22 protein-coding genes are annotated in these 22,272 nt (G+C 70.4%); 13 read left to right on the plus strand and 9 right to left on the minus strand.

The features are described from left to right. Positions 1 to 243: 243 nt before the first annotated feature. A complete protein-coding gene (gene dusB / locus ACWGI6_RS07800) occupies positions 244 to 1,371 on the minus strand; it encodes a tRNA dihydrouridine synthase DusB (protein WP_453266662.1) in 1,128 nt (375 codons plus the stop codon). Positions 1,372 to 1,525: 154 nt separating this feature from the next. On the opposite strand from dusB, the gene ACWGI6_RS07805 reads away from it, so the two are divergent. Together ACWGI6_RS07805 and ACWGI6_RS07810 are read left to right on the plus strand one after the other, a co-directional pair. Continuing rightward, positions 1,526 to 2,980 (plus strand): MFS transporter, encoded by a 1,455-nt coding sequence (locus tag ACWGI6_RS07805; RefSeq protein ID WP_453266663.1) that lies wholly within the window; start codon positions 1,526 to 1,528, stop codon positions 2,978 to 2,980. A gap of 234 nt (positions 2,981 to 3,214) precedes the next feature. Then, positions 3,215 to 3,754 (plus strand): hypothetical protein, encoded by a 540-nt coding sequence (locus tag ACWGI6_RS07810; RefSeq protein ID WP_453266664.1) that lies wholly within the window; start codon positions 3,215 to 3,217, stop codon positions 3,752 to 3,754. Positions 3,755 to 3,867: 113 nt separating this feature from the next. Here the strand turns inward: ACWGI6_RS07810 and ACWGI6_RS07815 are convergent, their stop codons facing one another. Then, positions 3,868 to 4,791, minus strand: coding sequence for a helix-turn-helix transcriptional regulator (locus ACWGI6_RS07815; RefSeq protein WP_453266665.1), 924 nt, complete (start codon positions 4,789 to 4,791; stop codon positions 3,868 to 3,870). A 122-nt stretch (positions 4,792 to 4,913) separates the two neighbouring features. Between ACWGI6_RS07815 and ACWGI6_RS07820 the strand changes: the two genes are divergently transcribed. The 3 genes from ACWGI6_RS07820 to ACWGI6_RS07830 all read left to right on the plus strand — a co-directional run bounded on the left by ACWGI6_RS07820 (position 4,914) and on the right by ACWGI6_RS07830 (position 8,355). Next, the gene (locus ACWGI6_RS07820) at positions 4,914 to 6,428 is read left to right on the plus strand and encodes an MFS transporter (protein ID WP_453266687.1); all 1,515 of its coding nucleotides are present in this window, start codon (positions 4,914 to 4,916) and stop codon (positions 6,426 to 6,428) included. A gap of 167 nt (positions 6,429 to 6,595) precedes the next feature. Next, complete coding sequence (locus ACWGI6_RS07825; RefSeq protein WP_453266666.1) at positions 6,596 to 7,600, plus strand: aldo/keto reductase; 1,005 nt, start codon at positions 6,596 to 6,598, stop codon at positions 7,598 to 7,600. A 173-nt stretch (positions 7,601 to 7,773) separates the two neighbouring features. Further along, on the plus strand, positions 7,774 to 8,355 hold the full coding sequence (locus ACWGI6_RS07830; protein ID WP_453266667.1) for a TetR family transcriptional regulator: 582 nt from the start codon (positions 7,774 to 7,776) through the stop codon (positions 8,353 to 8,355). A gap of 594 nt (positions 8,356 to 8,949) precedes the next feature. Here the strand turns inward: ACWGI6_RS07830 and ACWGI6_RS07835 are convergent. From ACWGI6_RS07835 to ACWGI6_RS07850, 4 genes are all read right to left on the minus strand, one after another. Continuing rightward, positions 8,950 to 10,395 (minus strand): glyceraldehyde-3-phosphate dehydrogenase, encoded by a 1,446-nt coding sequence (locus ACWGI6_RS07835; RefSeq protein WP_453266668.1) that lies wholly within the window; start codon positions 10,393 to 10,395, stop codon positions 8,950 to 8,952. Positions 10,396 to 10,661: 266 nt separating this feature from the next. Continuing rightward, a complete protein-coding gene (locus tag ACWGI6_RS07840; protein WP_453266669.1) occupies positions 10,662 to 11,213 on the minus strand; it encodes an anthrone oxygenase family protein in 552 nt (183 codons plus the stop codon). Between the two features lie 119 nt (positions 11,214 to 11,332). Beyond that, the gene (locus ACWGI6_RS07845) at positions 11,333 to 11,608 is read right to left on the minus strand and encodes a DUF2087 domain-containing protein (protein WP_453266670.1); all 276 of its coding nucleotides are present in this window, start codon (positions 11,606 to 11,608) and stop codon (positions 11,333 to 11,335) included. A 125-nt stretch (positions 11,609 to 11,733) separates the two neighbouring features. Beyond that, complete coding sequence (locus ACWGI6_RS07850) at positions 11,734 to 12,174, minus strand: MarR family winged helix-turn-helix transcriptional regulator (protein WP_453266671.1); 441 nt, start codon at positions 12,172 to 12,174, stop codon at positions 11,734 to 11,736. A 93-nt stretch (positions 12,175 to 12,267) separates the two neighbouring features. Between ACWGI6_RS07850 and ACWGI6_RS07855 the strand changes: the two genes are divergently transcribed. Next, positions 12,268 to 12,642 carry a cupin domain-containing protein gene (locus ACWGI6_RS07855; RefSeq protein WP_453266672.1) on the plus strand — a complete coding sequence of 125 codons (375 nt, stop codon included), beginning with the start codon at positions 12,268 to 12,270 and terminating at the stop codon, positions 12,640 to 12,642. A 169-nt stretch (positions 12,643 to 12,811) separates the two neighbouring features. Here ACWGI6_RS07855 and ACWGI6_RS07860 read toward each other — a convergent pair whose 3' ends face one another. Both ACWGI6_RS07860 and ACWGI6_RS07865 read right to left on the minus strand, forming a co-directional pair. Beyond that, positions 12,812 to 13,450 carry a response regulator gene (locus ACWGI6_RS07860; protein WP_453266688.1) on the minus strand — a complete coding sequence of 213 codons (639 nt, stop codon included), beginning with the start codon at positions 13,448 to 13,450 and terminating at the stop codon, positions 12,812 to 12,814. A gap of 8 nt (positions 13,451 to 13,458) precedes the next feature. After that, on the minus strand, positions 13,459 to 14,685 hold the full coding sequence (locus ACWGI6_RS07865; RefSeq protein WP_453266673.1) for a sensor histidine kinase: 1,227 nt from the start codon (positions 14,683 to 14,685) through the stop codon (positions 13,459 to 13,461). Between the two features lie 176 nt (positions 14,686 to 14,861). On the opposite strand from ACWGI6_RS07865, the gene ACWGI6_RS07870 reads away from it, so the two are divergent. After that, positions 14,862 to 15,302, plus strand: a complete 441-nt coding sequence (locus ACWGI6_RS07870) for a hypothetical protein (protein WP_453266674.1) — start codon at positions 14,862 to 14,864, stop codon at positions 15,300 to 15,302. A gap of 382 nt (positions 15,303 to 15,684) precedes the next feature. On the opposite strand, the gene ACWGI6_RS07875 is transcribed toward ACWGI6_RS07870, so the two are convergent. Further along, positions 15,685 to 17,067 (minus strand): glycine--tRNA ligase, encoded by a 1,383-nt coding sequence (locus ACWGI6_RS07875; RefSeq protein WP_453266675.1) that lies wholly within the window; start codon positions 17,065 to 17,067, stop codon positions 15,685 to 15,687. Positions 17,068 to 17,277: 210 nt separating this feature from the next. Here ACWGI6_RS07875 and ACWGI6_RS07880 point away from each other — a divergent pair, with 210 nt between their 5' ends. The 6 genes from ACWGI6_RS07880 (at position 17,278) to ACWGI6_RS07905 (ending at position 22,230) form a co-directional block, all read left to right on the plus strand. Further along, on the plus strand, positions 17,278 to 18,240 hold the full coding sequence (locus ACWGI6_RS07880) for a metal ABC transporter substrate-binding protein (protein ID WP_453266676.1): 963 nt from the start codon (positions 17,278 to 17,280) through the stop codon (positions 18,238 to 18,240). A gap of 32 nt (positions 18,241 to 18,272) precedes the next feature. Continuing rightward, positions 18,273 to 19,052: a metal ABC transporter ATP-binding protein gene (locus tag ACWGI6_RS07885; RefSeq protein ID WP_453266689.1), complete on the plus strand. Its 780-nt coding sequence runs from the start codon at positions 18,273 to 18,275 to the stop codon at positions 19,050 to 19,052. Further along, positions 19,052 to 19,951, plus strand: a complete 900-nt coding sequence (locus tag ACWGI6_RS07890) for a metal ABC transporter permease (protein ID WP_453266677.1) — start codon at positions 19,052 to 19,054, stop codon at positions 19,949 to 19,951. The genes ACWGI6_RS07885 and ACWGI6_RS07890 overlap by 1 nt, the downstream gene beginning before the upstream one ends. Before the next feature lie 140 nt (positions 19,952 to 20,091). Continuing rightward, positions 20,092 to 20,523 carry a Fur family transcriptional regulator gene (locus ACWGI6_RS07895; RefSeq protein ID WP_453266678.1) on the plus strand — a complete coding sequence of 144 codons (432 nt, stop codon included), beginning with the start codon at positions 20,092 to 20,094 and terminating at the stop codon, positions 20,521 to 20,523. Positions 20,524 to 20,695: 172 nt separating this feature from the next. Further along, positions 20,696 to 21,052, plus strand: a complete 357-nt coding sequence (locus ACWGI6_RS07900; RefSeq protein ID WP_453266679.1) for a WXG100 family type VII secretion target — start codon at positions 20,696 to 20,698, stop codon at positions 21,050 to 21,052. Between the two features lie 167 nt (positions 21,053 to 21,219). Next, positions 21,220 to 22,230, plus strand: a complete 1,011-nt coding sequence (locus ACWGI6_RS07905) for a hypothetical protein (protein ID WP_453266680.1) — start codon at positions 21,220 to 21,222, stop codon at positions 22,228 to 22,230. The last annotated feature ends 42 nt before the right edge of the window (positions 22,231 to 22,272 follow it).

Here is a 22,272-nt window from a genome sequence, read left to right on the forward strand (position 1 = left end):
CGTTCATGGCGGTGCGGGCTGCCGTGTCCCCACCCTGTGCTCCGCAGCCCGTACGGACTCAAACGGTATCGCGGGTGCACGTCGGCCCGCCTCGCTCGTGCGCCCGACACGCCGCTTTACGCACCTACGGGTCCGCGGCGCACCGTCGCCTCGGTCGTCACCGCCCCGGCACCGGGCCTTCGCGGCAGGCTCCCCTGCCGCGGGCGGAGACCGGCGTGGCTCGGCCCGCCCTCCGCATCCGGCTCAGCCGCCCGACGTGTCCAGCTCCGCGTCCGCGTCCACGCCCGCGCAGTCGTAGGGGTCGTTGAGCCAGCCGTCCGGCAGGACGACCCGGTTGCGGCCGGACGTACGGCCGCGGGGGCCGTCCGCGCCCACCGGCCACGGCTGGTCCAGGTCCAGCTCGGACAGCAGCGCGTCCAGCTCGTCGAGCGAGGAGGTCACCGCGAGGCTGCGGCGCATCTCGGAGCCGATCGAGAAGCCCTTCGTGTACCAGGCGACGTGCTTGCGGAAGTCGATCACGCCGCGGGTCTCGTCGCCGATCCACTCGCCGAGCAGGGTGGCGTGCCGCAGCATCACGGCCGCGACCTCCTTGAGCGTGGGCTGCGCGTACGTGCCCGTGCCCTCGAACGCGGCGACCAGATCGCCGAACAGCCACGGCCGGCCCAGGCAGCCGCGCCCCACGACCACCCCGTCGCAGCCGGTCTCGCGCATCATCCGCTTCGCGTCGTCCGCCGACCAGATGTCGCCGTTGCCGAGCACCGGGATCTCCGGGACATGCTCCTTGAGGCGCGCGATGGCGTCCCAGTCGGCGGTGCCGCCGTAGTGCTGGGCCGCGGTCCGCCCGTGCAGCGCGATCGCCGTGATGCCTTCCTCGGCGGCGATCCGCCCCGCGTCCAGGTAGGTGATGTGGTCGTCGTCGATGCCCTTGCGCATCTTCATCGTCACCGGCAGCGCACCCGCGTTCGCCACCGCCTCGCGCAGGATGGCGCGCAGCAGATTCCGCTTGTACGGAAGCGCCGAGCCGCCGCCCTTGCGGGTCACCTTCGGGACCGGGCACCCGAAGTTCAGGTCGATGTGGTCGGCGAGGTCCTCTTCCGCGATCATGCGGGCGGCCTTGCCGACGGTGTCCGGGTCGACGCCGTACAGCTGGATCGAGCGCGGCTTCTCGGTCTCGTCGAAGTGGATCAGCTGCATGGTCTTCTCGTTGCGTTCGACCAGCGCCCGCGTCGTGATCATCTCGCTGACGAAGAGGCCCTTGCCGCCGCTGAACTCCCGGCACAGCGTCCGGAACGGGGCATTGGTGATCCCGGCCATGGGCGCGAGCACCACGGGCGGCTGCACCGCATGCGGACCGATCTGCAGCAGAGTCATGACGGCGATACCTTCGGCTTTCTTCGGCTTCCTTGGACGGGACGGGCGGGCCGCGGCACGTACGGCGGTCCGGCCGCTGCGATCTCCCATTGTCCCGCACCGCGCGAGTGGCCCCGCCAGGGCTGGACGCGCGGGATCGTTGTAGCGTTCAACCATGCCTGAGCTCAGCCGTCGACGGCGTCTCCTGGTGCTGGCGATCTGCTGTATGAGCCTGCTGATCGTCAGCCTCGACAACACCATCCTCAATGTCGCCCTGCCGTCCATCCAGCACGAGCTGCACGCCTCGGTCTCCGGCATGCAGTGGACGATCGACGCCTACACCCTGGTCCTGGCGGCGCTGCTGATGCTGGCCGGCTCCACCGCCGACCGGCTCGGCCGGCGACGGATCTTCCTGATCGGTCTGGTGGTCTTCGCCGTCGGCTCGCTGCTGTGCAGCCTGGCTCCCGGCCTGGAGTGGCTGGTGGTCTTCCGGATGGTGCAGGCGGTCGGCGGCTCGATGCTCAACCCCGTCGCCATGTCGATCATCACCAACACCTTCACCGAACCGCGGGAGCGGGCCCGCGCGATCGGGGTGTGGGGCGGGGTCGTCGGCATCAGCATGGCGGCCGGGCCGGTGATCGGCGGGCTGTTGGTGCAGAGCGTCGGCTGGCGCTCGATCTTCTGGATCAACGTGCCGATCGGCGCGCTCGCGTTCTTCCTGACCCTGCGCTACGTCCCGGAATCCCGCGCTCCCAAGCCGCGCCGGGTCGACCCGGTCGGCCAGCTGCTGGTGATCGCGCTGCTCGGCTCGCTGACGTACGCGATCATCGAGGCCCCGGACGCCGGCTGGGTGTCGCCCGAAATCCTGACGTTCGTGCTGGTGGCGCTGATATCCCTGGCCGGTCTGATCGCCTACGAGCGGCGCCGTCGCGAACCCCTCATCGACCTGCGGTTCTTCCACAGCGCGCCGTTCAGCGGGGCCACGGTCGTGGCGGTGTGCGCCTTCGCCGCGCTGGCCGGCTTCCTCTTCATGAACACGCTGTATCTGCAGAACATCCGTGGCCTGTCCGCTTTGGGCGCCGGGCTCTACATGCTCCCCATGGCCGGGATGACGCTGGTCTTCGCGCCGGTTTCAGGGCGGCTGGTCGGCAACCGGGGGCCCCGGCTGTCGCTGCTCCTCGCCGGTATGGCGATGGGGGCGAGCGGGCTGCTCTTCGCGGCGTTCGACGCCCAGTCGACGAACCCGCTGCTGTTCACCGGCTATGTCCTGTTCGGCATCGGGTTCGGCCTGGTCAATGCGCCGATCACCAACACCGCGGTGTCCGGTATGCCCCGCTCCCAGGCAGGGGTGGCCGCCGCCGTCGCCTCCACCAGCCGGCAGGTCGGGCAGTCGCTCGGTGTCGCGGTGATCGGTGCCGTACTGGCGAGCGGGGCACATGCCGCCGCCGGCGCGGACGCCTTCGTCGCGGCCGCCCGCCCGGCATGGTGGATCATCGCCGGCTGCGGCGCGGCCGTTCTGCTGCTCGGCGCCCTGACAACGGGCCGGTGGGCGAAGGCGACGGCCGACCGCACGGCAACGCTGTTCGACGACGAGGCGCAGGGGTACCGGGCGGCGGACGCGCGGCCGTAGGGGGCGGGGAGGCGGCGGACGCACAGTCGTAGAGGCCGGGAGTCGGCGGGGACGCGCGATCGTGCGGGGCCGGGAGGAGGCGGGGCCCGGCAAGGTGCCCCCTCTCCTGTCGAGCACGATCCGCTCGGCGCCCGTGGGGGCAGCTTTGCAGGAGACCGCCCCGGGGATGATCTCTGACTGGCAGGATCACACCATGGCGAAGTCTCCAACGATCACCACATACGGGTAGCTGAAGTGCTCACCGATCTCGGCATGATCACCCGGGAGACGGCGCAAAGCGTCGTGGACGACTTCGGTGACCTCGCGCACGGCGAACTGACACGGCCCGATCACCTAGCCGACGCCCTCGAAGACTTCGGCGTGGCCATCAGCATCCACGCCGATGACGTCGACTTCGCCGACGCGTACTACCCCTCGCTCATGGAAGAAGCCGCAGCCCTCACCGGAGGGAAGGTCACCGTCGACAACTTCCGCTTCGACAAGGAGGACGAGGAGGACGCGGACGACGGCCGCGGAACGCTGTACTTCGACCGCAACGGCAAGGAGCTCTCCTTCCTCATAGAGCAGGAGTCGAACGACTACCTCGACATGGGTGCGGCGCAGGCCGCCATCGAAGAGCTCAGCCCCGACGACGACCCCCGGTCCTTCCGCTGCGTCGACAACGGCCCCGAGAACCCCTTGGGGAGCATGGACGACATCATGGTCCTGGCCACGGCCGAGCAGCGCGAGGGGCTCCGCCGGCACCTCGGCATCACGTTCCGCGAACCGTGGTGAGGTCAACCGCGACCTGGCGCTCCCCCGGGGGGAGCCGCCCACCTGGCGCTCCTCCGGGGCAACTGCGCGCCGCCCGCCTCGACTTCCCGGACCTCCCCTGAGAGGCCCTGCCCTCACACCGTGACGAGCTCCGCCGGCTCCGCGGCCAACTGCTGCAGCCGCTCCCGGGTCACCTCGTCCACGGGCGTGTAGGACAGCAGCTTGGGGCCGGGGTTGGGTCCCGTCCACAGGCTGGTGGCGGACAGTTGCAGCACACCCACCCGGGGGTGCCGGAAGAGTTTGACGGAGCTCATCGGGCGGACGACCTCGTGCTGCGCCCAGATCTCCCGGAACTCGGGCGACGCCTCCGTCAGCCGCGCGACCAGCGCCTTCCAGGCCGGCTCCGCGACGTGCTCGGCCATCGACGCCCGGAACTTGGCGGCCATCACCCGCATCGTGGCGTCCAGATCGACCACGCTCGCCCGCCACTCGGGGTGGGTGAACGCCAGCCACATGCAGTTGCGGTCCTCTTCGGGCAGCACATCGAGGTCGCACATCAGACGGCCGTACGTGGCGTTGTAGGCGAGGATGTCGAACCGGCTGTTCTGGACGACCGCGGGGAACGGCTCCAACTGGCGCAGCATCTGCCGCAGTTCGCGCGTGACGCCGGTGCACTCTTTGCCCGGCGTCGGGTCGATCGCCCCGGCCAGCGCGAACAGATGGCTGCGCTCGGCGCGGTCGAGCAGCAGCGCACGGGCGACCGCATCCAGGACCTGCGGCGATACGTGGATGTTCCGGGCCTGCTCGAGCCAGGTGTACCAGGTGACCCCGACGGCGCCCAGGTGCGCGACCTCCTCCCGGCGCAGACCGGGGGTACGACGGCGGGCGCCCCGGGGCAGCCCCACCTGCTCCGGCGTGATCCGCTCCCGCCGGCTGCGCAGAAAGGCGGCCAGTTCGGCCCGGCGGACCGCGTCATCGCCCGGGGCGGTGCCGGGTCGCGGGGCGGCGGCGCCACCAGGGCCTGTGGCAGTCTGCGTCAGGGGCGGGTCCACGGTCATGCCTCCAGCGTGCCGCAGACCGGAACCGGTTGCCAGGTAGCGCCAGTACCAGGATAAGAACACTCTGGTACCAGCCTGAGCGGTCGACGATCGTCGAGTCCGTGAGCGATACCCGAGCACAGATGACCACCGCGGAAGCCACGGTCGCGCCCTTTGAAGCCCAGGCCACCCTCCCGGATGCCGCGACCCCGGAGGCACCGGCGACCCCGGAGCCACCGGCCGCACCCGGCCCCGCCCCGCAGCGGCACCCGGCCACGACCGTGCTGACCCCGCTCGGCCTGCTGACCGTACTGCTGGGCGCGGCGCTGCCCATGATCGACTTCTTTATCGTCAATGTCGCCCTGCCGACCATCGACCACGACCTGCACGCGGGGCCCGCGATGCTGGAGATGGTGGTGGCCGGTTACGGCGTCGCCTACGCCATGCTGCTGGTGCTCGGCGGCCGGCTCGGCGACATGATCGGCCGCCGTCGGCTGTTCCTGTGGGGCCTGGCCGCCTTCGGCATCACTTCGCTGGCCTGCGGTCTTGCGCCGGACGCCGGGACGCTGGTGGCCGCCCGGGTCGCGCAGGGCGCCGCTGCCGCGCTGCTGCTGCCGCAGGTGCTGGCCACCATCCAGGCCACGACCACCGGCAAGCGGCGCGCCAAGGCCGTCAGCCTGTACGGCGGTACGGCCGGTGTCGCCAGCGCCGTCGGCCAGGTGCTCGGCGGCCTGCTGGTCTCCGTCGACCTGGCGGGCACCGGCTGGCGCGCGGTCTTCCTGGTGAACGTCCCGATCTCCGCCGCGGCCTGGCTGCTGGCCGCCCGTACGGTCCCCGAGACCCGCTCCCCGCACCCGAGCCGGGTGGACGGCATCGGGACCGCGCTGCTCGCCGCCACTCTGATCACCCTGCTGCTGCCGCTGACCGAGGGCCGGGCGGCCGGCTGGCCGGTGTGGTCCTGGGTCCTGCTGGCCGTCTTCCCCTTCGCCGCCGCCGCGTTCGTGCTCGTCGAGCACCGGGCCGAACGCGCGGGCCGTACCCCGCTCGTCCCGCCCTCGCTGCTGCGCATCCCCTCCGTGAACAGCGGACTCACCATGATCGTCCCGTTCACGCTGGGCTTCGGCGGCTTTATGTTCGTGGTCGCCGTCGCCCTCCAGAACGGCCTGCACTACGGCCCGTTGGCGGCCGGGCTGTCCCTGGCGCCGCTCTGCATCACGTTCTTCTTCGCCTCGCTCGCCGGTCCGCGGCTGGTGATGCGGTTCGGGCGGCGGGTGGTGGTCGCCGGTTCGCTGATCCAGGGCATCGGCCTGATCGGCCTGGCACTGACCGTGCACACGGGCCGGCCCGGGATATCGGTGGCCGGACTCGCGTCGAGCATGGCCGTCCTGGGCATCGGGCAGGGCATGGTGCTGCCGGTGCTGATGCGCATCGTGCTGAGCGAACTGCCGGTGGCGCAGGCGGGCGTGGGCGGCGGCGTCATGGTCACCACCCAGCAGTCCGGCCTCGCCCTGGGCGTGGCCACCCTCGGCACTCTCTTCCTCGCGCTGCTGCCGTCCCTCGGCGTCCGCGACGCGATGCTCGCCGCCCTGCTGACACAACTGGTGATCGTCGCGGGCACGACGACGCTCGCGCTGCGCCTGCCCCGCACCCTGCGCTGACCTGCGCTGACCTGCGCTGACCTGCGCTGACCTGCGCTGGAACGACGGGGGCGAGGTTCGGCCCACACATGACGGCTGACAGATATTGAAATCTGTCAGCCGTCATGTCATAGTGAAGGCACGGCAGCCGCCCTGACCAATCCCCTCCCGTCCTCCAGGAGCACGCAGTGCAGACCCGCACCCTGGGCACCACCGGCCCACAGACCTCCGCCCTCGGCCTCGGCTGCATGGGCATGTCCGCCCTCTACGGCGACACCGACCGCAGCGAGTCCATCGCCACCGTTCACGCCGCCCTCGAAGCGGGCATCACCCTGCTCGACACCGGCGACTTCTACGGCATGGGCCACAACGAACTGCTGATCAACGAGGCCCTGCGCACCGCCCCCGCGGCGGCTCGCGAAAAGGCGCAGATCAGCGTCAAGTTCGGCGCCCTGCGCACGGTCGAAGGAGGCTTCACCGGCTATGACGGCCGACCGAATGCGGTGAAGAACTTCGCCGCCTACTCCCTCCAGCGCCTGGGCACCGACCACATCGACATCTACCGCATCGCCCGGCTCGACCCGGACGTCCCGATCGAGGAGACGGTCGGCGCCATCGCCGAGCTGGTCGAGGCCGGGCACGTCCGACACATCGGCCTCTCCGAGGTCGGCGCGGAGACCCTGCGCCGGGCCGCCGCCGTCGCCCCGATCTCCGACCTCCAGATCGAGTACTCCCTCATCTCCCGCGGCATCGAGGAGGCGATCCTGCCGACCGCCCGCGAACTGGGCATCGGCATCACCGCCTACGGCGTCCTGTCCCGCGGCCTGATCAGCGGCCACTTCAATCGCGACCGCAAGCTCGCGGCGAACGACTTCCGTGGCATGAGCCCGCGCTTCCAGGGCGAGAATCTCGACCGCAACCTCGACCTGGTGGACGCACTGCGCAAGATCGCCGAGCAGAAGGGGGTCTCGGTCGCACAGACCGCCATCGCCTGGGTGCTCTCCCGCGGCGAGGACATCGTCCCGCTGGTCGGCGCCCGCCGCCGCGACCGGCTGACCGAGGCGCTCGGCGCCCTGGACGTCGCCCTGGACGCCGACGATCTGGCCGCCATCGAGCGCGCCGTCCCGGCCGACGCCGCCGCCGGCGACCGCTACCCCACCGAGCAGATGGCCCACCTGGACAGCGAGCGCTGACCGCGGGGGCCGCGTGACCACCGGAGCGGGTACGGGGCACGGCCAGGTACCGTCCGTACGTACCCGGCGCACGGATCCGGTGTAAGCACACTCCGGCGACCGGCACCTACCGGGTGTGCCACCCGGAACCGCTCGCCGGCCCCGCCCCGCCCTCCCGAAAGGCCGACCGCCCCATGCCGCCCGAGACGTTGACCCCTGAGCGCATCCTCGAAGCCACCGAGGAGGTGCTGCGCCGCTACGGCCCGGCCAAGGCCACGGTCGTGGATGTGGCGCGCGCCCTGGGCGTCAGCCATGGCAGCGTCTACCGCCACTTCCGTACGAAGGCGGCGCTGCGGGAGGCGGTCACGGAGCGCTGGCTGGACCGTACGAGCCAGGAACTCTCGGTCATCGTCACGGCGGAAGGACCGGCTCCGGAGCGTCTGGACCGCTGGCTGACCGCCCTTTTCGAGGCCAAGCGGCACAAGGCCGGCGACGATCCCGAACTCTTCGCCACCTATATGACGTTGATCGGAGAGAGCGGCGGCGTGGTCGACCGTCACATCACCGATCTGGAAGCCCAGCTCACCACCATCATCGAGGCCGGCGTCAGCCAGGGCGCGTTCCACACCCCCTCCCCCGCCACCACCGCCCGCGCCGTCTTCGACGCCACCGGCCGCTTCCACGACCCGTGCTACGCCCCCGAGTGGTCCCGCCCCGAGATCACCACCGACTTCGAGGCCGTCCGCGACCTGGTCCTCCGGGGCCTGCGCGGCTAGATCCTGCCTTCACAGTCCGTCTGCCTCGCGGTGCCTGGCACACACTCCCTCACGCCCTGAACGGCACGGGGGGACCCACATCCGCGTTATCGGGATCGTCCCGGTAAAACCCGGTTCAACCCGGTGCAACCCGGTACCGGGATGACCTCCGCCTCGCGATCGCACGCACCGGACACCGCGAGGGCCGCTCTACGGGCGAACGACGGGACGTGGAAGACAGGACCTGGTCCATAGTCTTTCGGATCAGCGCGGGCGGTCCGCGGCGCCTGGCACGGCCTGGTCCGGGGTCCAGGCTCCTGAGCGGGTGTCGGCCTTCAGTCGCATCCGCGCCGCCACGATGCCCGTGGCGGCGCGGACGTGACGACCAGTGCGGATGCGCGGCGGTGACGGCTCCGGGCGGACACGTCGGCGGTGTCCCGGTGTCCCGGTGCCGCTGGGCCATTCCGTGCCGGCGCCGACCGGCGGGTGATGGGTGACGGCAGGCCGGTCAGCCGGATCCCCATCGGGATCGGTTGCCGCCCCGCTGCCACCCGGGCCGCCGGGCTTGCCCGGAGACCGGCTTGCCGGGACGCCGGATCGGGCAGTCCGACGAGATCAGACCGCTGGGGCCGGGTAGGTCGGGTACTCCACCCCGGAGACGTGCTGGACGACGCGGACGACCTGGCAGGAGTAGCCGAACTCGTTGTCGTACCAGAGGTAGAGGATCGCGTTGTCGCCCTCGACCTTGGTGGCACCGGCGTCGACGATCGAGGCGTGGCGCGAACCGATGAAGTCGCTGGAGACCGCGTCGGGGGCGTTGATGAAGTCGATCTGGCGCTTGAGCGGCGAGGTCAGCGACACGTCGCGGAGGTAGTCGAGGACCTCCTCGCGGGTGGTCTCGCGTGCGAGCCGCAAGTTGAGGATCGCGATCGAGACGTCCGGCACCGGGACGCGGATCGAGCTGCCGGTGATCCTCGCCTTGAGGTCGGGCAGCGCCTTGGTGACGGCGGAGGCGGCGCCGGTCTCGGTAATGACCATGTTGAGCGCCGCCGAGCGGCCGCGGCGGTCGGAGTTGTGGTAATTGTCCAGCAGGTTCTGGTCGTTGGTGAACGAGTGGACGGTCTCCACATGACCGTGCAGGACGCCGTACTCGTCCGCCATCGCCTTCAGCGGCGGGACGAGCGCGTTGGTGGTGCAGGACGCACAGGACAGGATCTGCTCGTCCGGCTTGATCGTGTCGTGGTTGACGCCATGGACGACGTTGGGGACGTCGCCCTTGCCCGGCGCGGTCAGGACGACCTTGGCGATGCCGGGACGGAGGTGCTTCGACAGGCCCTCGCGGTCACGCCACTTGCCGGTGTTGTCGATGAGGATGGCGTCCTTGATGCCGTACGCCGTGTAGTCCACCGACGTCGGGTCGTCGGAGTAGATCACCTTGATCTCGTTGCCGTTGGCGATGATCGTGCTATTCGCCTCGTCGACACTGATCGTGCCCTGGAACTGGCCGTGGATGGAGTCACGGCGCAGCAGCGAGGCGCGCTTGACGATGTCCTGGCCGGCGCCCTTGCGCACGACGATGGCGCGCAGCCGCAGACCGTTGCCGGAGCCGGCCTTCTCGATGAGCAGGCGGGCGAGGAGGCGGCCGATGCGGCCGAACCCGTAGAGGACGACGTCGCGCGGCTCACGGCGCTCGATCTTGTTGGCACCCGTGGCGCCGGCGACGGCCTCGGCGGTGAACTCCTGCACCGAGAGACCGCGGTCGTCGGTCTTGTACGTCGCGGCGAGCATGCCGATGTCGATCTGGGAAGGGCCGAGATCGAGCGTGGTGAGAGCCTGCAGGAACGGCAGCGTCTCGGTGACCGAGAGTTCCGCACCGGCGATCTGCCGGGCGAACCGGTGGGTCTTGAGGATGCTGACCACCGACTTGTTCACCAAGGAGCGGCTGTGGAGCAGGACCGTGATGTCCCGTTCCCGATGCAGCTTCCCGATGATCGGGATCATCGACTCCGCGATCTCCTCGCGGTTTTTCCAGTTGGTGAACGAGTCGTCATTGACAGTCACAGGTTTATCTTTCGAGCTAGGCGGTGCTCATATGCTAACCCGCCGCCGTATTAGTCATTCAAACGGTGCCCCCTCAGCGAGAGGAAGATGCTCTGACTTGCAGGGATTTGCCCATATCTGCCCCACCCGCTCCTCGTCGGCCTCGCCGGCGGCCGTGCTCCGTATCGACGGAGCCGGCCCGATCGACGGAGCCGGCCCGATCGACGGAAGCGGCCCGACGACGGAAGCGGACCGGGCGCCATCGAACACGGCTCCCGGAAGGCTCCTCACACCGTGCCCGCCGCGCCGTGCGGGAAGAGGGCCCAGGCGAGCATGCCGAAGGCGGCGGTGTGGGCGAGCGCGCGCACGAGGTTCCAGGTGACCCACCGGCTCTCGAAGCCGTCCCGCGCCGCCTTGAGCGCACCGGGCCGGTCGGCCGGGCCGCCGGAGGCGCCTGGCCCGCCGGAGGCGGCAGGACCCTCATCCGTCGGGGCCTTGTCGAGCGCGTTGTTGAGGGGAACGCTGACGCCACTGGTGACGAAGAAGCCCGCCAAGTACAGCACCAGCGCGGCGAGGATCCAGGGCAGGGCGACCCGGTCGCGCCCGTTCCAGGCCAGGACCGTGGCGAGGACGAGCAGGGGGACCGGCAGCAGAAAGGGGAGCAGGAACCAGCCGTTGACGATGGCCCTGTTGATGTTCTGCATGGCCTGTACGAAGGTGCGGTCGGCGGACCGGCCGAGGCCGGGCATCACCGCGTAGGCGAAGGCGGCGAACAGTCCGGCCATCAGGCCCGCACCGAGGGTCGCGACCAGGAGCGTGGCGGTGTGCAGGGCTCCCATGGCTCCTCCGTGTCCGGCGCGTGGACCGACCCTGGCGAGGGTGGCCGCCGCTTTGGGGGACCGCTACAGCTGTGCCGCGGCAGGCGTCGCGCCGGACGGCCGGACCGGCGGACGAGCCGCTACCCGGCCCTCCGATAGCTGCTGCCGTCCTTGGGCTGGGCCAGCAAGCCCGCCACGACGAGGTAGCGGCGCAGCGCCGAGCAGTCTTCGTGCACCGTCAGCAGCGCCTCGTTGATCTCGCGCTCGCTGTACTCCCGGTCCCGCTCGAACAGCGTCTCCGCGAGATGTACGAGCAACTGCTCGCGGCGGGCCGCCTTCCGCGGGATCGCCGTCAGCCGCCCCCGGGAGAAGAGGGCGGCCACCCCCTGTGCACCGCTCGATTCATGGTCAGACATGCCGGAAGCCTCCGTGCCGCACCGCACCCGTGCAACGCGTTTTAACGCCCGGCCGAACCCGCCGGCACCCGGCCCGCGCCGGCGCCTCCCGAAGGCCACGCGAGGCAGCGGACGCGGGCACCGGCTCACCAGGCAGGCCGGATCGGGCCGTTCGGCGCGAGCCGGGCCAGGTCGGCGGCGAGGGCGCCGAAGCGCTCCGCGCCCAGCGCCTCTCGCCACGGCGCAACGGCCGCCCGGGCCGCCTCGTCGGCGGCGCGCGTCGCGGCCCCGCCGCGCTCGGTCAGCGACAGGAGCCGGGCGCGGGCGTCCTGGGGGTGTGGCCGGCGCACCACATATCCCTTGCGGACCAGCTCGTCGACCAGTTGGGCGGCGGCCTGCTTGCTGACTCCCAGGTGTTCGGCCAGGTCGGCGGTGGTGACATCGCCCCGGGAGATCCGGGCGAAGGCGAAACCGTGCACGGGGCGCAGGTCCGCGAACCCCTGCGCGGCCACCCGTGTGTGAATCTCCTGCACCAGCTGTCCTGACAGCGCGAGCACGAGCGTGGAAAAGGACAGGGCGTCATCCATGTCTTGACTATAACTGGACAAGGCGCTTGTCTATGTAGACAAGTAACTTGTCTACATGGCAGGCGAGCAAGAGGCCTGCCCGGGGAGGCCGACATGTCCTTTATCCGCAGTAACGAGGCCGTCGTTCACGAGGTTCACGGTGCGCGTTTCGTCTCCTACGTACGACCGGCCACCGGCAGCCGGGATCTCGCTGCCTGGGCTTGCGAGGTCCCCGCCGGAACGGTGCCCCCGGTTCATGTGATCAGCAAGGAGGAAACCTTCTACGTCCTGTCCGGCCGGCTGCGGTTCTCCATCGACGGTGAGAGCGCCGAACTCAGCCCCGGCGATGCGGCGGTGGCCCCCGCCGGTTCCGCACTCGCGGTGGCCAATGAGACCGACGGGCCGGCGCGGATGTGGGTGACCACCCGTACCGGCCTGACCGCCCAGCTGGCCGACGGCAGCAGCATGGCGCCGCCCTGGGCCCACTAGAAGGACGCTAGGGCGTGTCGTTTGGATCATGGCGGGCTCGCGGGGTCTGGCACACACGCTCGCCGCGTTGTCGTCACTCGCCGACGCTCCGCGTCGACTCCCTCCTCCGCCTTGCGATCGCACGAACCAGACCCCGCTCCCTGATCCGCCCTGATCCAAACGACACGCCCTAGCCGCCCACCCCGAGGAAGTGCAGCACCGCCAGCACCCGGCGGTGATCGGCGTCCGCCTTCGGCAGGTCCAGTTTGGCGAGGATGTTGTTGATGTGTTTGGCGACCGCGCTCTCGCTCACCACGAGCTGTGCGGCGATGCCCGCGTTGGAGCGGCCCTCGGCCATCAGCGCGAGTACGTCCCGTTCGCGGGCCGTCAGCCGCTCCAGCGGATCGCTCGCCCGCCGCACCAGCAGCTGGGCGACGACCTGCGGGTCCAGCGCGGTGCCGCCGGCCGCCACCCTCCGCAGTGCCTCGATGAACTCCTCGACATCCGCGACCCGTTGTTTGAGCAGATAGCCGACGCCGCTGGTGTTCGTCGCGAGCAGGTCGGCCGCGTAGCGCTCCTCGACGTACTGGGAGAGCATCAATACGGCGGTGACGGGCCATCTCTGGCGTATCGACAGTGCGGCGCGTACGCCCTCGTCGGTGAAGCCGGGGGGCATCCGGACGTCCACCACCGCGAGGTCGGGCCGGTGTTCCCCGACCGCCGCCAGCAGCTCTTGCGCGTCCCCCGCCTCGGCCACCACCTCGAACCCGGCCATCTCCACCACCTTGACCAGCCCGATCCGCAGCAGAACGGAGTCCTCGGCGATCACGGCACGCCTCACATCGGGCACGGCAGCTCCACGCTCATCATGGTCGGGCCCCCCACGGGGCTGCTCATGCGGAAGGTCCCGTCCACGGACCGCACCCGCTGGGCAAGCCCCTTCAGACCGCTCCCCTTGGACGGATCGGCGCCGCCCACACCGTCATCGGCGATCACCACCCGAAGTATCTCGCCGAGCCGGGTGACCGTCACCTCCGCCCGGGTCGCCTCCCGCGCATGCTTGGCGATGTTCGTCAGCGCCTCGGAGGCGACGAAGTAGGCGACCGCCTCGATGGCCGGCGCCGCCCGCTGCGGCAGGCCGGGCGGCAGGTCCACCCGCAGCCGTACGGGCAGCGGGGCGCGGGCCGCGAGACCCGACAGCGCCGCGTCCAGCCCCAGTTCGTCCAGTACGGCCGGGTGGAGCCCGCGCACCAGGTTGTTGAGCTCCTCGATCGCCTCCTTCGCCTCGCGGTGTGCGGCGTCGATGACCTGCTGCGCCTCCGGCGGCAGATCCGTCAGCGTCGCCTTGGCCAGCCCGAGGTTCAGCGCCAGCGACACCAGCCGCTGCTGCGCACCGTCGTGCAGATCGCGCTCGATACGCCGGCGCTCGGCGTCGGCGGCATCCACCGCGCCGGCCCGGCTCTCGGTGAGGTCCTCCACCCGTCGCGCCAGCTCGTCGGACCGGCTCACCCCCAGCACCGCCCGCCCGACCAGGATCTCCAACCGGACGAGCCCCGTGGCCAGCGGGGGCACGGCGGCGAGCGCCACCAGTCCCGCCACGGTGAGGTAGGCGGCCGTAGTGGTGTAGCCGCGGTGGTCGACCCGCCACTGCCACGGCGCCAGCCACACCCACACCAGGACCAGCGAGGCCGCCAGCGCCGCCAACAGCAGTGCCAGCAGCAGGAATTCCAGCACCCCGAGCAGCGGACCGACCAGCAAGTTGTAGCCGAACTGCCGCTTGGCCTCCCTGAACCGCAGCCGCGGCAGCTCCACGCCGCACAGCGCCCGGAACCGCCAGCGCTGCGGCTCGGTCAGCCCCCAGCCCGCGACGATCAGCAGGGGAAGCGTGAACGCCGGCACCACCGGCGTCTCGGGGTCCGGGTCGAGCACGGTGCCGAGCAGCAGCACCACCAGCCAGAAGTGCAGCGCCAGCGGGACGAGGTGCAGCGTCACCCCTGCGGCCAGGAACGCGATGTCACGTCTCAGGCGGACGAGAGCCCGGCGCAGCCGGGGTGGGACGGTCATGATCCGACCGTATGAGACCGGTTGCGCGAGGGCCATGACAGCAGTGTCCGTAGCGGGGGTGCAGCCAGTGCCACCCCAAGTCGGAATTCCGCATTACTGACGGTGACGGGCGGAAAGCGGAGTCTTGATCATGAGCCCGACGGCCGGGTTCGCGACTTCGGAAAGAGACCCGCCCCATGACGCTCATCGCCTTGAACTCACCGTGCCCCAGCGGCAGTTACCCCATTGCTCGGGTGGCCCGCGGCGCCGTACGGCTCACCGCTGCGCGCCGTCTGCAGGGCCGGATCCTGACCGGCGCCGGACTCGCCCTCCTCCCCTGGCTCGGCTACCTCGCCGGCACCCTGCCGCCCGCCGAGGCCGCCGCCTGGGTCACCCTCGACGCACTGGAGGCCGCCGCCCTCCTCACCGCCGGCACCCGCCTGCTGCGCGCCGACTCCCGCCATCGCGCCCCCGCGGCCGCCGCGACCGTCCTCCTCCTCGCCGACGCCTGCCTCGACCTCGCCACCGCCGCCCCCGGCGCCGAACTGGCCACCGCCATAGCCATGGCCGTCGGCGCGGAGCTGCCCCTGGCGGCCCTGTGCGCCTGCCTCGCATCGCGGCCGACGCGAGGCGCTTGAGGGGCTTAGGGGGTGGGCGAACACATCCCGTAAGGGGTGCGAGGGCCCCTCGCGGGCCACAACGTGGGGGCGCCGGGAGGCATTCCCGCTGACTCGTCCCGCTGTCCCGCTGACTCGCCCCGCTGCCCCGTCCCGCTGCCCCGTCCCGCCGCCACGGCGATCAGCCCCACATCACCCGACAGCGGTGCCGAGCCCACGGCTGCCGGCCCGCGGCTGCCGGCCCGCGGCTGCCGGCCCGCGGCTGCCGGCCCGCGGCGCCGCACGCAAAAGCGCCGGCCGGGCCCGGGAATTCGAGCCGACCGGCGCTTGAGGTCACACGTGGGCACCGCCCCCCAAGGGACCGGCGCCGCCCCGCGAAGGACCGGCGCCGCCCCGCGGAGAACTAGCAGCCGAGCAGCCGCGCCCCCAGGTAGCCCTGGATCTGGTCCAGGCTGACCCGCTCCTGCTTCATGGTGTCGCGCTCGCGCACGGTCACCGCGTCGTCATCGAGGGTGTCGAAGTCAACCGTGACGCAGAACGGCGTGCCGATCTCGTCCTGGCGGCGGTAGCGGCGGCCGATCGCGCCCGCGTCGTCGAACTCGATGTTCCAGTTCTTGCGCAGGTCCGTGGCCAGCCCCTTGGCCTTCGGCGACAGCTGCGGGTTACGGGACAGGGGCAGCACCGCGACCTTGACCGGCGACAGACGCGGGTCGAGCTGCATGACGGTGCGCTTCTCCATCTTGCCCTTGGCGTTGGGCGCCTCGTCCTCGATGTACGAGTCGAGCATGAAGGCGAGCATCGCGCGGTTCACACCGGCCGCCGGCTCGATGACGTACGGAGTCCAGCGCTCGCCGGCCTCCTGGTCGAAGTAGGAGAGGTCCTGGCCGGACGCCTTGGCGTGCGCGGTCAGGTCGTAGTCGGTGCGGTTGGCCACACCCTCCAGCTCGGAGAACTCGGTGCCGCCGAAGTTGAAGCGGTACTCGATGTCAGCGGTGCGCTTGGAGTAGTGCGAGAGCTTCTCGGCCGGGTGCTCGTACCAGCGGATGTTCTCCTCGCGGATGCCGAGGTCGCGGTACCAGTTCCACCGCTCGGCCATCCAGTACTCCTGCCACTTCTCGTCCTCGCCCGGCTTGACGAAGAACTCCATCTCCATCTGCTCGAACTCACGGGTCCGGAAGATGAAGTTGCCGGGAGTGATCTCGTTGCGGAAGGACTTGCCCATCTGCGCGATGCCGAACGGCGGCTTCTTGCGGGAAGTCTGCTGCACCTGGGCGAAGTTGGTGAAGATGCCCTGCGCGGTCTCGGGGCGCAGGTAGGCGACCGAGGCGGTGTCCTGGGACGGGCCGAGGTGGGTGGAGAGCAGGCCGGAGAACTGCTTGGGCTCGGTGAAGCCGCCCTTGTTGCCGCAGTGCGGGCAGTTCACGTCGGCGAGGCCGTTCGCCGGAAGCCTGCCGTGCTTGGCCTCGTACGCCTCTTCCAGGTGGTCCGCGCGGAAGCGCTTGTGGCAGGAGGTGCACTCGGTGAGCGGGTCGGTGAAGGTGGCGACGTGGCCGGACGCCTGCCAGACCTCGGGGGCCAGGATCACCGACGAGTCGAGACCGACGACGTCTTCGCGGGAGGTGACCATGGCGCGCCACCACTGACGCTTGATGTTCTCCTTGAGCTCGACGCCCAACGGACCGTAGTCCCAGGCAGCGCGGGAGCCGCCGTAGATCTCACTGCAGGGGTATACGAAGCCACGGCGCTTGCTCAGGCTGACGATGGTATCGATCTTGTCGGCGGCCACGGTGCTCTCTTCATTACGACGACGAACGATGGATGGGCAGCGCCCTAGCGCCTCGCTGGGGGGTGGTGGTCGGGAGACGGGTGGGCGAATAGTTCAGGGTACCGGCGGCCGTACCCCCTGGATCAAATCGGTTCCGGCCCACTGTCGCCCCGCTCACACCGGCCCGTCCGTTGTTGACAATCGTTTCCAACTTTGTTGAAAATGAGTGTCATGAACATACGCCGTCGCATATCCACCGCGGCCCTCGCCGGAGTCTCGGTGCTCGGTCTGCTGGCTCTCTCCGCCTGCACCCCCGCCGGCGGGGCCCGCACCGAGGACGGCAAGCTGCGAGTGACAGCGTCCTTCTATCCCATGGAATTCCTGGCCCGGCAGATCGGCGGGCAGCACGTCGAGGTGACCGACCTCACCAAGCCGGGCGTCGAGCCGCACGACCTGGAGCTCACCCCGAAGCAGACCGCCCAGCTCGGGGAGTCCGGCGCGGTCGTCTACCTCAAGGGTCTGCAGCCCGCCGTGGACGACGCCGTCGCACAGTCCGGCAACAAGAACGTCGCCGACGCCGCCTCGTTCACCTCCCTCGAAAAGCACGGCACCGAGGTCGACGGCCACCACCACACCACCGGTGACAACCACTCGCACTCCGAGGCCGAGGGCGGCGACGACCCGCACATCTGGCTCGACCCCGTGAAGTACGCCGAGGTCGCCGAGGGCGTCGACAAGACCCTCGCCAAGGCGGACCCGGCCCACAGGACCGACTACCGGAAGAACACCGATGCGCTGGTGAAGAAGCTGGACGGGCTGAACAAGGACTTCCGGGAGGGGCTGAAGAAGCGCTCTTCGGACACCTTCCTCACCACTCATGCGGCCTTCGGCTACCTCGCCGAGCGCTACGGGCTGACCGAGGAGGCCATCAGCGGCCTCGACCCCGAGTCCGAGCCCAGCGCCCACCGCATCAGGGACCTGCACACCCTCGCCACCGAGCACCATGTCTCGACCGTCTTCTTCGAGACGATCGCCAACCCGGCCACCGCCAAGGCCCTGGCCGGAGACCTGCACCTGAAGACCGATGTCCTGGACCCGCTCGAAGGGATCAACGGCAAGTCCCGCGGCAGGGACTACTTCGGGGTGCAGCGCGCCAACCTCGCCGCGCTCCAGAAGGCGCTCGGCAGCAAGTGACGGACACCGCACAGCACGTGACGGAGGTCACCATGAACCAGTCGCCCGCCCAGCCGGTCATCGACCTGCGCGGGGCCACCGCCTCCCTGGGCGCCCGCCCCGTGCTGCGGGGCGTCGACCTGACGGTGCACACCGGCGAGGTCGTCGCGCTGCTCGGCGCCAACGGCTCCGGCAAGTCCACCGCCGTACGCTCCGTGATCGGCCAGGTCCCGCTCAGCGGCGGCGAGCTGGCCCTCTTCGGTACGGAGTTCCGGCGGTTCAGGAACTGGGCCCGGATCGGATACGTACCGCAGCGCACCACCGCCGCCGGCGGTGTCCCCGCCACCGTCCGCGAGGTCGTCACGGCCGGCCGGCTCGCCCGTACGAGGCTGGGGATCCTGCGCAAGGCCGACCGGGCCGCGGTGCACCGCGCCCTGGAGCTGGTCGGCATGGCGGACCGCGCCAAGGACTCCGTCAACGCGCTCTCCGGCGGGCAGCACCAGCGTGTGCTGATCGCCCGCGCGCTGGCCGGCGAACCGGAACTGCTGATCATGGACGAGCCGATGGCCGGCGTCGACCTGGCCAGCCAGGAGGTGCTCGCCTCCGCACTGCGCGAACAGGTCGGCCGCGGCACCACGGTCCTGCTCGTGCTGCACGAGCTGGGCCCGCTGGAGCCGCTGATCGACCGCGCGGTGGTGCTGCGGGACGGCTGTGTCGTCCACGACGGCCCGCCGCCCGAGGCCGTGGGCCAGCATGCCCTGCCCGGCCATGACCATGTCCACCCGCACGCCGACGCGGCCGCGGAACCGATCCGGACGGGGCTGCTGAGCTGATGGAAATCCTCGACTACGCCTTCATGCAGCGGGCCTTGATCGCCGCCCTGATCGTCGGCGTCACCGCCCCCGCCATCGGCATCTACCTCGTCCAGCGCCGCCAGGCCCTGATGGGCGACGGCATCGGCCATGTCGCCCTCACTGGCGTCGGCCTCGGCTTTCTGCTCAACACCAGCCCGGTGTGGGTCGCCACCGCCGTCGCCATCGCCGGCTCCGTCGTCATGGAGCTGATCCGCTGGTACGGCAAGACCCGCGGCGATCTCGCGCTGGCCATGCTGTTCTACGGCGGTATGGCGGGCGGTGTGATGCTGTTGAATCTCTCCGACGCCGGCTCCAACGCCAACCTCGGTACGTATCTCTTCGGCTCGATCACCACCGTCTCGCCGCAGGACATGACGACGATCTATGTCCTGGCAGCCCTGGTGCTGGCGATCACGATCGGGCTGCGCCGTCAGCTGTTCGCCGTCTGCCAGGACGAGGAGTTCGCCCGGGTGACGGGCCTGCCGGTGCGGCTGCTCAATCTGCTGGTCGCCGTCACCGCCGCGGTCACCGTCACCGTCGCCATGCGCGTCGTGGGGCTGCTGCTGGTCAGCGCCCTGATGGTGATCCCGGTCGCGGCCGCACAGCAGATCAGCCGCAGCTTCGCGGTCACCTTCGTGGTGGCCGTCGCGATCGGTGTCGCGGTCACTCTTACGGGCACCGCCACCTCGTACTACGTCGACGTGCCGTCCGGCGCCACGATCGTGCTGTTCGCCATCGCCCTGTTCGTGCTCTTCACGGCGCTCGCCGCGCCGCTGGCGAAAAAGCGCGCCAGGGCTGCCGCGGAGGACACGAAGGGGTGCACTCTGGAGGTACCCGGCGGCCGCAGCGCCACGGACGACGTGAGCGTGGCCGGATGAGCGTGGGTGGAGAGGTGTCGGCGGGTAGCTTTCGGCAGACAGTTGTACGCGTAAGCGTCCCACCGACGGTCCGGTCATCACCTGGCACAATGGCGGAACGCACGTCCAGGGGGAAGTCCTGACGTCCTAGGGAGGCAACGGTGACGACGAGCGCGGGATCTCCGGTACGCGGCCGGTCGACGCGGCAGCGGACGGCGGTGTCGGCCGCACTCGACGAGGTCGAGGAGTTCCGCAGTGCGCAGGAGCTGCACGACATGCTCAAGCACAAGGGCGACTCGGTCGGGCTGACCACCGTCTACCGGACGCTGCAGTCCCTCGCCGACGCCGGTGAGGTCGATGTGCTGCGCACCAGCGAGGGCGAGGCGGTCTACCGCCGGTGCAGCACCGACGATCACCACCACCATCTGGTGTGCCGGGCCTGCGGCAAGGCCGTCGAGGTCGAGGGCCCCGCGGTGGAGAAGTGGGCCGACCAGATCGCCGCGGAGCACGGCTTCCAGGACGTCGCGCACACCATCGAGATCTTCGGGACCTGCGGGGAGTGCGCGGCACGGCCGGCCGCGGAGCAGAAGTAACAGCGCGCACGCGAGCGGGCCGCCTCCGGATGGAGGCGGCCCTTCCGTCTGCCCGCACCTTTGGTCAACAGCTCCCCCGGAATTGCGCCCGGGGATAACTGTCAGGTACACGCCGGTGCTAGCCTTGACGCGGCATCAGCGTGGATCTACGCGCATACCACGGGGGTAGAAAATGGGCGTTCTCGGGGAACTCTGGGACGACGGCACAAAGCTGGTCGGCGACGTGGTCGAGATCGGCAAGGACGTCATGATGGCGCCGGCCGAGATCGCGCACTGGGCGCTGACCCAGATGTTCGGCGGCGGCGAGGCCGATCTGCAGAAGATCGCGGCCGAGCTGAAGACGCTGAGCACCGAGCTGGACGGCCTGACCAAGGAGATCAACTCCACCCTCGACCACCTGACTTGGCACGGCCCGGCATCCGACGCCTTCGTCCGTGTCGCACACGCCCGCGTCAAGGAGATGAACACGATCTCCGACGACCTCTCCACGCTCGGCACGTCGGTCACCCGCCTGTCGCAGGTCTACTGACGACGCGTCATTCCTGCTTGGGCGCTTCGCCCACGGAGTCCACCGTCCGCTGGACTCCACGTTCACCGGGCTCCCCTTCCGCGGAGCCCGAGGCCTTCGGATCGCGACCTTCCGCCCGGTACGCCGGGCGCTTCGCGGTTCTCCACCACATCACGGGGGTTGTAGGGATGGCAGGCGACACGTTCGGCGTGGAGATGGCGGAACTCGCCAAGATCGAGAAGGACTGGCGCTCGGTCAGCCGGCGGATGCACGAGCTGAACCAGCGGCTGGGCGAGATCAAGAAGACGCTGGTCACGGCGGCGGGCATCGACCTCGCCGCGGCACCGCTCGCGCAGCTCCCCGGCTTCGGCATCGCCTACCAGGTGCTCGCGGACGTGAAGGACATCGCCGAGGTGAGCGGGCGCCTGGAGGAGAACAAGAAGAAGCTCCTCGAAGAGCTGGCGGGCGACGCCGAGAAGATCAAGAAGGTCAAGGCCGAGTACGAGGCCAACGAGAAGAAGATCGAAGATGAGCTGAAGAAGATCAAGCACCGGAAGAAGCAGCACGACGCCCCCCACTCCCCCGGACACACCGGCGGCGGCAACGGCGGCTCCTCCGGTGGCGGCGGTGGCGGCAACGGAGGCGGCGGCTCCGGCCCGGCCCCCACGCAGGGGCACGGCGACGGCAAGTGGGACACCAAGGGCGACTGGGACGCCTGGTCGCCGGGCAAGCACCACACCACCACCGGTGCGGGCGTCGAGACCGCCCCCGACACCTCCGGGCTTCCGGGCGAGCGCAAGGACATCATCGACCGCGCCCTGGAGCGGGTGAACCACCGGATCGGCTACAGCCAGTCGGCCACCACCAACGGCTACCGCGACGACTGCTCCGGGTTCGTCTCCGCCGCCTGGGGTCTGGAGCCGCCGGGTATGAACACCTACGGCCTGATGGGCAACAACACCGCCCATGTGATCACCAAGGACGATCTGCAGCCGGGCGACGCCCTGATCGCCGGCGACCACACCGTCCTGTTCGGCGGCTGGGCCGACAAGGAGCACACCAAGTACGTCGCCCTGGAGGACAACGGCTCCCAGGGCACCGTCTCGCACGTCATCCCGTACCCGTACTACTCCGGCGACGCCGCGCACGAAAGGTCGATCGGCAAGCCGTACGTGCCCTACCGCCGCAACGGCCTCTAGGACGCGTCCGAGGGACCGGCCGGGGGCCGCGGGCACCGCGGC

It is taken from the genome of Streptomyces sp. NPDC054786, from assembly GCF_053611685.1.